Annotated in this window: 9 protein-coding genes; 4 read left to right on the top strand and 5 right to left on the bottom strand. The window is 75.0% G+C overall.

The genetic code is table 11. The annotated features are described in order from the left end of the window. Positions 1 to 26 precede the first annotated feature (26 nt). Entirely contained in the window at positions 27 to 692 is a 666-nt protein-coding gene (locus ACFQZ6_RS03825) for a DUF305 domain-containing protein (protein ID WP_381604930.1), read from the top strand. A gap of 70 nt (positions 693 to 762) precedes the next feature. On the opposite strand, the gene ACFQZ6_RS03830 is transcribed toward ACFQZ6_RS03825, so the two are convergent. Beyond that, positions 763 to 1,227, bottom strand: a complete 465-nt coding sequence (locus ACFQZ6_RS03830) for a DUF6214 family protein (protein WP_381604931.1) — start codon at positions 1,225 to 1,227, stop codon at positions 763 to 765. A gap of 190 nt (positions 1,228 to 1,417) precedes the next feature. On the opposite strand from ACFQZ6_RS03830, the gene ACFQZ6_RS03835 reads away from it, so the two are divergent. Together ACFQZ6_RS03835 and ACFQZ6_RS03840 are read left to right on the top strand one after the other, a co-directional pair. Continuing rightward, entirely contained in the window at positions 1,418 to 2,758 is a 1,341-nt protein-coding gene (locus ACFQZ6_RS03835; RefSeq protein ID WP_381604932.1) for an FAD-dependent oxidoreductase, read from the top strand. Between the two features lie 164 nt (positions 2,759 to 2,922). After that, entirely contained in the window at positions 2,923 to 4,344 is a 1,422-nt protein-coding gene (locus ACFQZ6_RS03840; protein WP_381604933.1) for a nucleobase:cation symporter-2 family protein, read from the top strand. On the opposite strand, the gene ACFQZ6_RS03845 is transcribed toward ACFQZ6_RS03840, so the two are convergent. From ACFQZ6_RS03845 to ACFQZ6_RS03855, 3 genes are all read right to left on the bottom strand, one after another. Continuing rightward, positions 4,341 to 8,657, bottom strand: coding sequence for a cation-translocating P-type ATPase (locus ACFQZ6_RS03845; protein ID WP_381604934.1), 4,317 nt, complete (start codon positions 8,655 to 8,657; stop codon positions 4,341 to 4,343). The genes ACFQZ6_RS03840 and ACFQZ6_RS03845 overlap by 4 nt on opposite strands. Before the next feature lie 9 nt (positions 8,658 to 8,666). Next, the gene (locus ACFQZ6_RS03850) at positions 8,667 to 9,143 is read right to left on the bottom strand and encodes a hypothetical protein (protein WP_381604935.1); all 477 of its coding nucleotides are present in this window, start codon (positions 9,141 to 9,143) and stop codon (positions 8,667 to 8,669) included. Between the two features lie 175 nt (positions 9,144 to 9,318). Next, positions 9,319 to 10,629, bottom strand: a complete 1,311-nt coding sequence (locus ACFQZ6_RS03855) for an extracellular catalytic domain type 1 short-chain-length polyhydroxyalkanoate depolymerase (RefSeq protein WP_381604936.1) — start codon at positions 10,627 to 10,629, stop codon at positions 9,319 to 9,321. A 343-nt stretch (positions 10,630 to 10,972) separates the two neighbouring features. On the opposite strand from ACFQZ6_RS03855, the gene ACFQZ6_RS03860 reads away from it, so the two are divergent. After that, complete coding sequence (locus tag ACFQZ6_RS03860) at positions 10,973 to 11,773, top strand: pectate lyase (RefSeq protein ID WP_381604937.1); 801 nt, start codon at positions 10,973 to 10,975, stop codon at positions 11,771 to 11,773. 60 nt (positions 11,774 to 11,833) lie between these two features. On the opposite strand, the gene ACFQZ6_RS03865 is transcribed toward ACFQZ6_RS03860, so the two are convergent. Next, positions 11,834 to 12,682, bottom strand: coding sequence for a PaaX family transcriptional regulator C-terminal domain-containing protein (locus ACFQZ6_RS03865; RefSeq protein WP_381604938.1), 849 nt, complete (start codon positions 12,680 to 12,682; stop codon positions 11,834 to 11,836). Positions 12,683 to 12,746 lie beyond the last annotated feature (64 nt).

A 12,746-nucleotide genomic window follows, 5' to 3' on the forward strand; every position in this document is an offset into this window, starting at 1 on the left:
CCCTGCGCCTGCTACAGGAGGTCGTCGTGCCCAACCGCCGAAACCGCAGCGTCCGCCACGTCCTGGGGGCGCTGACCGCGTTCGCCGTGCTCGCCCTCGGGGCCTGCGACTCCGGCTCCGATCCCGCGCCGGACGCGGCGAGCGGCCCCTCGGTGCTGGTCCCCGGCAAGCCCGGCGAGGAGAACCGCACGATGTCCGCCGAGGAGGCGGCCAAGCACCGCTCCGACGACGACACCCCCAACTCCGCCGACGTCTCCTACGTACGGATGATGATCGAGCATCACGGGCAGGCCCTGCAGATGACCGAACTCGTCCCCGACCGCGCCAAGTCGTCCAAGGTCACGGCGCTCGCGGAGCGGATATCCGCCGCGCAGGGGCCGGAGATCGGCGCCATGGAGGGCTGGCTCACCCAGTACGGCAAGGACAAGGGGGGCGACGGGGACGCGGGCGGCCACGACCACGGCTCGATGCCAGGGATGGCGACGGAGGCGCAGCTCAAGAAGTTGCGGGCGGCGCGTGGTGACGCCTTCGACCAGCTCTTCCTCACCCTGATGATCACCCATCACGAGGGGGCGATCACCATGGCCACGGATGTGAAGGCGCAGGGCAACAACGTGCGGGTGGAGGAGATGGCGGACGACGTGATCGCGCAGCAAAGCAGTGAGATCACGCGGATGCGCAAGATGCTCTGACGCGCTTCAGCGGCGATGGGGGCGTGCGTGGCGCGCGTTCAGCAGCGGTGGGGGCGCGCGTGGCGCGCGTTCAGCAGCGGTGGGGGCGCGCGTGGCGCCTGTTCAGGAAGCCCGCGTCCCGCGCCCCCGCGATCAGCCGGAGCGCCCCGTGGCGGCTGTGCCCGGTCGCGCGCATCACCGCGAGAACGGGGTCCGCGCCCTGTTCCTGGGCCGTCCGGTACTCCCGCGCGACCAGCCACCGCCCCTCGCTCCCGCGCGGCCAGCCGGGCCGCGCGCGCCGCGCCCCGCCCTCCGCCACCGGCCCCTCCCCGGCGCCGCACGCCTCCGCGAGCGGCCCCTCCAGCCAGTCGGCGAGCACGGTCAGGTCGTCGAGGGACAGCGCGGGCCGGGCGCGCACCTCCTCCAGGCAGACGCGGCCGCCGGAGACCACCGCGACGACGGCCACCTCGGCGCCATCGGTGAACGTCAGCCGCACCTGCGACCAGGTCGTCGCACCGGCGTCCTCCTGCACTTCCCATACGGGCCCCACGGACACGGCGCCGTCCGCCGGGTGGCGATCAGAAAGATGAAGAAAGGATGCTGCGAGCACACACGCAACGTAACCGCATGATCACATTCCATACGAACGGACACGCGCTCCCGCACCCTGTCAGCGCAACCGCCCCAGTGCGATGCTGGAGGCGTCAGCGATCGCCTGTTGACCCCCTCGGACGAGGAGTTCCCCAGTGCTTCGTGTCGCCGTCGTCGGCTCCGGACCCAGCGGGGTCTACACCGCCCAGGGACTGGTCGAGCAGGACCCCGGGGTGCTCGTGGACGTCCTGGACCGGCTGCCGTGCCCGTACGGCCTGGTCAGGTACGGCGTGGCACCGGACCACGAGAAGATCAAGTCGCTCCAGAACAACCTGCGTACGGTCCTCGAACACGAGCGGGTGCGGTTCCTCGGCGGCGTGCAGGTCGGGCCGGGCGGGGTGCCCGTGGACCGGCTGCGGGAGCTGTACCACGCGGTGGTGTACTGCGTGGGCGCGGCGGCCGACCGGCGGCTCGGCATCCCCGGCGAGGACCTGCCGGGCAGCTTCTCGGCGACGGAGTTCGTGTCCTGGTACAGCGCCCACCCGGACGCCGCCGCCGACTCCTTCGCGCTCGGCGCCCGCTCGGCCGTGGTGATCGGCGTCGGCAACGTGGCCGTCGACGTCACCCGCATCCTGGCGCGCGGCGCGGCGGAGCTGAGCCGCACCGACATGCCGCAGTCGGCGCTCACCGCGCTCACCGCGAGCCGGATCACCGACGTCCACATGGTGGGGCGGCGCGGTCCGGGGCAGGCCCGGTTCACCACCAAGGAGCTGCGCGAACTGGGCGCCCTGCCCGGCGCCGACGTCCTGGTGGACCCGGCGGAGCTGGCCCTGGACCCGGCCTACGCCGACCCGTCCGCGCTGCCCGCCGCGCGGCGCCGGAACGTCGAGGTGCTGCGAGAGTGGGCGGAGCGCACGCCGCGGGGTGCGGGGCGGCGGGTCCGGCTGCGGTTCTTCCTGCGGCCGGTGGAACTGCTCGCCGAGGGCGGCCGGGTGGGCGCGGTGCGCTTCGAGCACACGGCGCCGGACGGGCGGGGCGGGGTGGTGGGCACCGGGCGCCACGAGGAGGTCGAGGCGCAGCTCGTGCTGCGGTCGGTGGGCTACCGCGGGGTGCCGCTGGCGGGGCTGCCGTTCGACGCCGAGCACGGGACGGTGCCGCAGTCGGCGGGGCGGGTGCTGCGCGGGGGCGTGGTGGCGCCGGGCGAGTACGTGGCGGGCTGGATCAAGCGGGGCCCGACCGGGGTCATCGGCACCAACCGGCCCTGCGCCAAGGAGACGGTCGCCTCGCTGCTCGCGGACGCCGCCACGCTCGTACGCGGGGAGGTCCGGGAGGATCCCCTCACCGCGCTGCGGGCGCTCGGGATCGAGCCGGTCGGGTGGACGGGGTGGCAGGCCATCGAGCGGGCGGAGGCGGAGCTTGGGGCCTCGCTGGGGCGGGGTGTGGTGAAGCTGCCGGACTGGGAGTCGCTGCGGACGGCGGCGCGGCGGGCCTCGTAGCGCGCCCTGTCCGGGGCGGCGGGATCGGTCGGTCCGGGTCGGTGGCCGGGACACACACCGGCAACACACCGGAAATCAACAAACTGTTCAAGCGGCTTACGGTCGTCGGCAGTTCGGATGTTCCCCGCCCCCCGCTTCCCCGATCGCCGCTCTGGAGTGTGCCCATGGCCTCCACCACGCCCACCGTCCACCCCGTCGACGAGGTCCCGCCCGTACGGCAGTTGGCCGCCTTCGGCCTGCAGCACGTGCTCGCGATGTACGCGGGCGCCGTCGCCGTACCGCTGATCGTCGGCGGCGCGATGGGGCTGCCGCCCGCCGACCTGGCGTACCTGATCACCGCCGACCTGCTGGTGTGCGGCATCGCCACGCTGATCCAGTGCGTCGGCTTCTGGCGGTTCGGGGTCCGGCTGCCGATCATGCAGGGCTGTACGTTCGCCGCCGTGTCGCCGATGGTGCTGATCGGTACGACGGGCGGCGGACTGCCCGCGATCTACGGCTCGGTGATCGTGGCGGGGCTCGCGATCGTGCTGCTGGCGCCGGTCTTCGGCAGGCTGCTGCGGTTCTTCCCGCCGCTGGTGACGGGCACGGTGATCCTGATCATCGGGGTGTCGCTGCTCCCCGTCGCGGGGAACTGGGCCGCGGGCGGCGCCGGTGCGGAGGACTTCGGGGAGCCCAGGAACCTGGCGCTGGCCGCGTTCGTGCTGGCCGTGGTCGTCGGGGTGCAGCGGTTCGCGCCGGTGTTCCTGAGCCGGATCGCGGTGCTGGTCGGCATCGTGGTCGGGCTGGCGGTGGCGGTGCCGTTCGGGTTCACGGACTTCGGCGGGGTGTCCGACGCCGACTGGGTCGGCGTGAGTACGCCGTTCCACTTCGGGGCGCCCACGTTCGAGGCGTCGGCCGTCATCTCGATGCTGGTGGTGGCCCTGGTCTGCATGACCGAGACGACCGGTGACTTCATCGCCGTCGGGGAGCTGACCGGGCGCAAGGTCGAGCCGCGCTCCCTCGCGGACGGGCTGCGCGCCGACGGCCTGTCGACCGTCCTCGGCGGTGTCTTCAACACCTTCCCGTACACGGCCTACGCGCAGAACGTGGGCCTCGTCGGCATGACCCGGGTGCGCAGCCGCTGGGTGGTCGCGGCGGCGGGCGGCATCCTGGTGGTGCTCGGTCTGCTGCCCAAGCTGGGCGCGGTGGTGGCGGCCATACCGGCGCCGGTGCTGGGCGGCGCGGGCCTGGTGATGTTCGGGACGGTGGCGGCCAGCGGTCTGCGGACCCTGGCCGCGGTCGACTTCAAGGGCAACGACAACCTGACCGTGGTGGCCGTGTCGGTGGCGATGGGGGTGCTGCCGGTGGGGGTGCCGACCGTGTACGACAGGTTCCCCGACTGGTTCCAGACCATCATGCACAGCGGCATCAGCGCGGGGTGCCTGACGGCGATCGTGCTGAACCTGTTGTTCAACCACCTGCCGTCGCGCGGCGGTTCGGGGTCGCCCGCCTCTGTCGCCTCGCCCGCCTCGCCCGCCCCGGTTGCGGAGGCGGGCGAGGGAGTCGGGAAGGACGGCACGGGAGAAACGGTCCAGCAGACCGCCTAGGCCGTACGGCGCAGGGTGGCGACCGCCTGCTCCAGCCGCGGCAGCGCCCGCTGGCCCGTCACCGCCACCGCGATGGCCGCGGCCACCCCGGCCCAGGCGACCGGGCCCAGCGGCGTGCAGCCGAACGCCTGGCTCAGGCCCGGGGTCTGGATCAGCGCGACCAGGGCGGCGGCGGAGCCCAGGGAGGTGGCGCGGACCAGGGGGCTGTCGCGGCGGTCGGCCAGGGTCTGCGCCAGTTGGGTGCCGACCACGCCGCACAGGGCCATGGTCGTGGAGCGGCGGGCGGTGCCCGGGGTGAAGCGGCCGATCAGCCAGGCGGTCACCGCGCCCAGACACGTCGTCAGGGCACGGTCGCGGATCTGCTTCATCAGCGGCTCACCGAGCAGTTCGTTGCCGAGCGGGGCGCCGCCCGCCACCTCCAGGGCGGAGGCGTCCTCCTCCGGCTCCCGCCGCGGGGTGACCGCCACCGCCATCGCCGGGAACAGGTCCGTGAACAGGTTCACCAGCAGCATCTGACGGGTGGACAGCGGCGCGGACCCGGCGAGCAGGGTGCCGACGACGCCGAAGCCGATCTCACCCGCGTTGCCGCCGATCAGGATCGCCACGGCGTCCGCAACGCTGTGCCACAGGGCGCGGCCCTCCGCGATCGCCTCGACCAGGACGGTGAGGTCGTCGCTGGTGAGCACCAGGTCGGCCGCGTTGCGCGCGGCGGCCGAACCCCGGGCGCTGATGCCGACGCCGATGTCGGCGGCGCGGATGGCGGCGGCGTCGTTGGCGCCGTCACCGACCATGCCGACCACCCGGCCCGCGTCCATCAGGGCCTCGATGACCTGGAGCTTCTGCTCCGGCGCCACCCGGGCGACGACGTCGACGCCGTGCAGCAGCCGGGAGCGTTCGGAGCGGTCGGCGGCGGCGAGTTCGTCGCCGGTGATCACGGCGGTGTCCTCGGGCCAGCCCAGCTCGACGGCGATCGCGCGGGCGGTCTGCGGATGGTCGCCGGTCAGCATCACGGGCCGTACGCCCGCCTCGCGCAGCCCGCTGACCAGCGCGGTGGAGGTGTCGCGCGCCACGTCGGCCAGCGCAAGGAGGCCAGTGAACTCCAGGTCGCGCAGGGGCTCTTCGAGGACGTCCGTGTCCTGCTCGGCGTCGGTGAGGACCCGGTGCGCCACGCCGAGGACGCGCAGCCCGTCGGCGGCGAGGTCGTGCGCGGTCTCGGAGGCGTGGCCGGGCAGGTCGGCGCAGGCGGGCAGGATGACCTCCGGCGCGCCCTTGACCACCAGCACGCGGTCGCCGTCGTCGGTGCGGCCCACGGCGGCGGCGTAGCCACGGCCCGCCTCGAAGGGGCGGCCCTCGGTCTGGGTCCAGTCCGGGTCGTCGTGTCCGGCCGCGTCGAGGACGGCCTCGTCGGTGGCGTGGACGGGCTTGTCGGAGCCGCCGTTGAGCTGGCCGTTGGGCTGCGGGCAGGCGCGGACGGCGGTGCGCAGGGTGGCGCTCTCGCGGGCCTCGTCGGGATGGTGGGCGGTGCCGTCGGCGTCGGTGACCCGGACCAGGCGCAGCTTGTTCTCGGTGAGGGTGCCCGTCTTGTCGAAGCAGAGCGTGTCCATCCGGCCGAGCGCCTCCAGCGTGCGCGGGGCGCGCACCAGGACGCCCCGGCTGCTGAGCCTGCGGGCGGCGGCGAGCTGCGCCACCGTCGCCACCAGCGGCAGGCCCTCGGGTACGGCGGCCACGGCGACGGCGACACCACCGCTGACGGCCTCCCTGATCGGCGTACCGCGCAGCAGCGCCAGGCCGGTCACGGCGGCGCCGCCCGCGAACGTCAGCGGCAGTGCCTTGCGGGTGAGTTCCTGGAGCCGCGCCTGCACTCCGGCGGCGGGCGGGGTCCGGGCGGCGAGGTGCACGGCGCGGGCGGCCTCGGTGCGTTCGCCGGTCTCGACGACCACGGCGCGGGCGTGCCCGGCGACCACGGTCGTCCCCTCGAAGACCATGCAGCGGCGGTCGGCGACGGGGGCGCGCGGCGTCGGGTCGGTCTGCTTGTCCACCGGCAGGGACTCCCCGGTGAGCGCGGACTCGTCGACCTCCAGGCCGTCCTCCCACAGCAGCCGCGCGTCGGCGGGCACGACGTCGTCGCCCTTCAGCTCGATCACGTCGCCGGGGTGCAGCTTGGCGGCGTCGACGGTGTGCGCGGGGCCTTCCTCCTCGCCGTCGGCGACCCGGGCCTTCTGCTTCTGCTCGGCGACCAGACCGGACAGCGCCCGCTCGGCGCGCAGCCGTTGCACGCCGCCGACCAGGGCGTTCAGGTCGAGGGCGCCGACGACGAGCAGCGCGTCGACGAAGGAGCCGAGGATCGCGGAGGCGGCCGAGCCGACCGCGAGGACGGGGGTGAGCGGGTCGTCGAGTTCGCCGCGTACGGCGTGCGCGAGCTGCGCGGTCCAGCGCAGCGGGGCGAGCGCGGGGACCTGGGCGGCGGTGTCCACGGCCTTGCGGACGCGCGAGGTGGCCTGCTCCAGCGGGGTGGGCGCCGCTTCCCGGGTCCGTTCCAGGCGGGACCGTACCTCCTCCGGCGGCAGGGCGTGCCAGGCGACGCGGGGCCGGGGGTGCGGGGCGCGGGCCATCGCCACGCCGAGGGCGGAGCGGGCCCCGCCGAGCAGGGCCACGGCGGCGCTCACGTCGACGGGCAGGTGCCGTAGGCCGGGGACCAGCGGGCGGCGCCTGCCGCGGGACTCGCCCACGGCCACGAGCAGCCCGGACAGGGCCGCGCCGGACCGGGCGAGGGTCTGGGCGCGGCGGCCGACCGCGCGGGCGGCGGGCACCGCGGCGAGCAGCCGCCACAGGTCGGGCAGGCCGTGCGGGGCGACCACGTCGGCGCCCCAGACGACGGCGGCGTCCTGGTCGGCGAGCGCGACGGCGACGTCCCCGCCGAGCAGCCCGGTGAGCAGCTCACCGTCGTCGGCGGAGCGCGGCCGGGCGACGGTGATCACACCGCCGCGGTCCCGCATCCGGCCCACCACCTCCGCCAGCGGCCGGTCGCCGCTGATCACGTGGTCGGCGAGGGCGGTGAAGTCCCCGAGCGCGGGGTCCTCCACGACGACGACCCGCAGCCGGGCGCGCCGCGCCGCGTCCAGCACGGCCTCCGCCCACGGGTCGACGCCCTCCTCGGGGGTGTGCAGGGCGCTGGGGTGCAGCACCAGCGTCTCGGCGGTCTCCAGTTGCCGCAGCCGGTCGGTGTCCCGGACCAGGACGCCGGTGCGGGCGAGGGCGGTGCCGAGCGCGGCGTGGAAGGCGGCGGGCCCGTAGCGGGCGGCCTTGGGCGACCCGGCGAGCACCGCCTCCGACGCCTCCGACGCGTCGTGCTTGACCAGCAGCGTCGCGGCGGCGCCCAGCACGCTGCCGGTGGACGCGTGGGCGGCGTACTCCTGCGCCGGTGAGGTGCGCAGCGGCGGGCGCGGACAGTGGTCGGCGGCCACGTCGGGCCGTCCGGGGACGCACAGTTCGTCGTGTACGGCGTCGAAGGCCGCCGCCCGCGCGACCGTGTCCGCGAGCTGGAAGCCGCGCAGGGTGCCGTCGAGCAGCAGCGCGATGGGGGTCTGACCGGCGCCGTGGGTCGCGGCGTTGGCGGCGGCGAGGACCAGGTCCATGCGGGAGCGGCCGAGCCGGGCGCGCAGCCAGCCGCGGAAGCGGGGGTTCTCCCGCAACAGCGTCACCAGGGCCGTCACGTGGCGGGGCGAGGGCGGCAGCCGCAGGACGGACGCGGTGACCGCGGCGACGACCCCGGCCGCGTCGGCGGCGAGGGCCGCGGCGGCCGTGCGCACCCCGGCCGGGTCGCCCGGGTGCGCGAACTCCTCGACGGCCTCGTCCTCGGGGCCGAGGCCGTGCTTCTCGGCCAGGTCGGTGGCCTTGTCCAGCACGCGGTCGGTCAGCGCGTCCTCGGTGGCGGCCACCACGAGCCGGGCCAGCCCGCCGTCCCAGTAGGCGTAGGCGACGTCCGGCCGTTCGGCCAGGGTGGTGGCGACCCGGCGCGCGGCCTTCTCCAGTCCGCCCGCCCGGCGCAGCCGCTCCGCGTGCGCGGGGCGCAGGGCGAGGTGCGCACGCCGTCCGGAGCGCCAGGCGGGGCCGCCGCGGGGCAGCGCGTTGCGGCCGACGCGGGTCACGCGGACCACGGCGTCGGCGCCGCGCACGCCCGCCCGGGCGGTCCCGGCCACCGCGCCCGCCGCCGCGCCGACGGCGGGGGCGGCGCCGCGCGCGAGCAGCCGGGGCGCCGCGAGCAGCACCCCGGAGACGCCCGACGACGGGCCTGTCAGCAGAGCCAGTGGCATGGTGCTCCCTCAGCTCCTGGCGCCGCTGGCGCCGCTCGCACTGCTGGCGGGCCGCGCGGGCGCGTGCTTGGCGGACTCCAGCTTCCCGGACGGCGTGTCCGGGACGGTGGGCGCGTGGAAGGACGCGGCCACCTCGGAGGGCTTGGGCACGTCCCGGTGCTCGGTCGGCTCGACGGTCGGCTTCCCGGCGTCGGCGGCGGTGTCGGCGTCGTGGCGCGGCTTCGGCTGGGTGAGCCAGGCGACGGCCGCCCCCGTCACGGCGACGGGCCACTCCACGATCCCGGCGACGCCCAGCACCCCCGCCCCGGTGTAGACGGCCACCCGCCGCCCGCGCGGCGACACCGCCCCGACCGTGTTCAGCGTGCCCTCGGCCACCTTGCCCACGAGCCCGGCGCCGGGCACCCGGCCCAGCATCGACACCGCGCCGCGCAGCGGCCACGGAAGGCCGGACGACGACCCGGACGAGGACGACTTCTCCGCTGTCATGGCTCCCCACACCTCCCGGCAGATCACTCTGGTGGGAGCCGAGTGCCCGCGAAACGGGTCGTCATCCGCCCCGGAAGTGACAAGTCGGGCGGGAAAGCCGCTGGTGGCCGACGCGGGCGTACGACGGCGGCGCCCCCACGCAGCGGGGCGCCGCCGTCAGCGGCGGGCACGCGCGTCAGCCGCAGGCGGCCCCGTTGAGCGTGAACGCGCCCGGCGCCGCGCTGTTGCCGGTGTGCGTCGCCTGGTAGCCGATGCTGACGCTCGCGCCGGGCTCGATCGTGCCGTTGTAGGAGACGTTGGTCGCGGTCACCGCCCCGGAGGTGGGCGCGTAGGTGGCGTTCCAGCCGCCGGTGATGGTCTGGCCGCCGGGCAGGGTGAAGCCGAGCTTCCAGCCCCGTACGGCGGTGGTCCCGGTGTTGGTGAGGGTCAGGGAGGCCGTCAGGCCGGTGTTCCAGGTGTTGGTGGTGGCGGTCACCCGGCAGGTTCCGGGCTGCGGCTGGGGCCCGGGGCCGTCGTCTTCGAGGCCGAAGAAGGTCAGGACGCGCTGGCCCATGCCCCACGCGTACACGTTGTGGCCGACGCCCTGGAGGCTGACCGCCTCGACGGGCGCCCGGTCACCGGTGCCGCCGTAGCGGGTGCGGGTCCAGCCCGCGGCGGGGGTGTCCGTGGCGGCCGGGGTCTGGGAGACGCCCAGCACGTTGGTCCACTGCTTGATCTCCTCGCCGAAGTTCGGGTAGCGCAGCACGTCGTCGGTGGTGCCGTGCCAGAGCTGCATCCGCGGCCGGGGCCCGCTGTAGCCGGGGTAGGCGGCGCGCACGAGGTCGCCCCACTGCTGCGGGGTACGGACCACGGTGCCGTTGGCGCAGGCGCTGTTCCACTCGGAGCCGTCGGTGGTGGCGAAGCAGCCGAACGGCACGCCCGCGAAGGCGGCGCCCGCCGCGAACACGTCCGGGTACACGCCCAGCAGCACGTTCGTCATCATCGCGCCGGAGGAGATGCCGGTGGCGTAGATCCGGTCGGTGTCGGCGCCGTAGGTCCGGGTCACCCAGTCGACCATGGACTTGATGCCGACCGGGTCACTGCCGCCGTCCCGGCGCAGCGCCTGCGGTGAGGAGACGTCGAAGCACTTGCTCGCGCGGGTGACCGACGGGTAGACGACGATGAAGCCGTACTCGTCGGCCAGCGAGGCGTACTCGGTGCCGGAGTACATCGCCGGTCCCGATCCGGTGCAGTAGTGGACGGCGACGACGACCGCGGGGTGCGCGGTGACGCTGTCGGGGACGTACAGGTACATCCGGAGGTTGCTGGGGTTGCTGCCGAAGCCGGTGACCTCGGTGAGCTGCGCGGTGGGGGCGGCGGGGCGGGCGGCGGCCGGGGGCGCGGTGGTCAGGAGGGTCGCGAGGAGCGGCAGCAGCGCCGCGAGGAGCGCGACGAGCGCTGGGCGCCGGGGGCGGCGCCGGGTGGGGGCGGGGGTGGGGTGGGGCACGGGGTCGTCCCTTCCGGATGGCGGCTCGGGGAGCCGTCGACGGCGTCGACGGGGGGCATCGCTGAGGGGAGCACCTGGCATGGTGGCATGAGCATGGCCGTCATGGAAGCGCTCCCACGGCCTTTCGGTCGCACCGGCCGTCCACCCGGACACGTTCTGCGCGAGGCGTTGACTAGAAAGCGCTTGCCCTCTACTTTCCGTTCAACGACATGACCCGTCGGCACAGGGCAGTGGCTGAACCATGGGCCCATGGGTCAGGTACGTGAATAGAGTTCATTCACTCGACCAGATCCCGCGCACCCCCACGACCGCGACCCCCCACGAAGAGAGAAGGATTCGGGACATGACGGCGACACCAAGGACGACGACACGAAGGCGCGCTCAAGGGCGCGCACTGGCCGGTGGGCTGGCGACCCTCGGTCTCTCGGTTGGCATGATCATGACCACTGGAACCGCGCCCGCCAGCGCCGCCACCTGGCCGACGCCGAGCGGCAGCCAGGGCGTGAGCGCCACCATCGCCGTCTCCGGCGTCCGCGACGGCGGCATGATCCGCTACTACGGCACCGGTGGCCTGGCCTCCGGCGGCCAGGAGGAGGGCCAGGACCCGATCTTCCGGCTCGCGGACGGCGCCACCCTGCGCAACGTGGTCATCGGCTACCCCGGCGCCGACGGCATCCACTGCATGGGCAGTTGCACGCTGGAGAACGTCTGGTGGGAGGACGTCGGCGAGGACGCCGCGACCTTCCGGGGCGGCACCAGCGCCGTCTACACCGTGCGCGGCGGCGGCGCGAAGAAGGCCGCCGACAAGGTCTTCCAGCACAACGGCGGCGGCACGGTGAACATCTCCAACTTCGCCGTGCAGGAGTTCAAGACCCTGTACCGCTCCTGCGGCGACTGCTCCACGCAGTACACCCGCAGGGTCAACCTCAACACCATCGAGGTGACCGGGACCGGGTCCACCGCGCGGATCGTCGGCATCAACGTCAACCGCAACGACGTGGCGACCCTGCGTGGCATCACCATCCTGAACGACGCCAGCCGCAAGGTCGTGCCGTGCCAGAAGTACAACAACAACACGGCGGTGGGCACGGGCCCCGACAGCACCAACTGCCTCTACAGCACCTCGGACATCACCTACCGCTGATCCCCCCACGGTGAGGGCGGCCGTACCGGCGCACCCGCACACGCCGGTACGGCCGCCACATCACGCGCGCCCCGCCACCCTCTCCGTCAGCTCCCGCTGGTAGGCCCCGTAGGCGTCCCGCAGCGCCGGGCCGGGCCAGTCGGCGGGGAGGAGCCCGGCGGGCAGGACGGGATCGGCGAGCAGATGCCGTACGACCGCCGCGAAGGCGGTGAGCCGGGCGGCCGGGTGCCGCGCTCCGGCGCCCTCGGCACCGTCCCCGGCGCGCCCACAGCCGCTTTCGGCGTCCCCCCGCGGCCCAACGGCCCCGGCATCCCCGTCGGTCTCCGCGGCCCCGCCGACCTCGACCAGCAGCGCGCGGGCGGTGGCGGCCCACTCCCCCAACGGCCACAGCCGCGCGGCCAGCTCACGGGCGTCCCGCGCGGGACGGGCCGTACACAGCTCGGCCACGTGGTCCAGCTCCCGGGGCAGCGGACGGTCGAGGTTGGCGGGCCGCAGCCACACGCCCTCCCGCAGCTCGGCCAGCCGCAGGGCGGCGAGCCGGGCGCGCAGCTCGGCGCGTTCGGCGGGCCCGCGTCCCGTCGACGTGATGACGACCGTCTCCCAGTCACCGCCCCACGCGCGCGTGCGGGGCCGTACGGCGTCGTCCTGGCGGCGCTGGCGCTCCAGCAGCCGGTCGCTGAGGCGGTACACGGCGTCGGCGCGCCGCAGGTCACCGGCGGCCACCATCCGGCTGAGCGCGGCCCGCAGCGTGGAGGGGCCGACCCCGAACGGCTCCACCACGCGCACGAGGTCGCGCACCGGCAGCTCCGGCGGGTGCGCGCCGAGCAGCAGGCTCAGCACGACCGACCGCGCGGACAGCGGACGCAGCGCGAGGCCGCCGACCCGCGACTCGGAGGCGTTCGGGGACATGGCCCCGTACTGTACGCACCCGAAACCGCTGTTGCACTATTGCTACAGCCGCAACGGAGATGCA

Source organism: Streptomyces flavalbus (genome assembly GCF_042674625.1).
Classification (GTDB): Bacteria; Actinomycetota; Actinomycetes; order Streptomycetales; family Streptomycetaceae; genus Streptomyces; species Streptomyces flavalbus.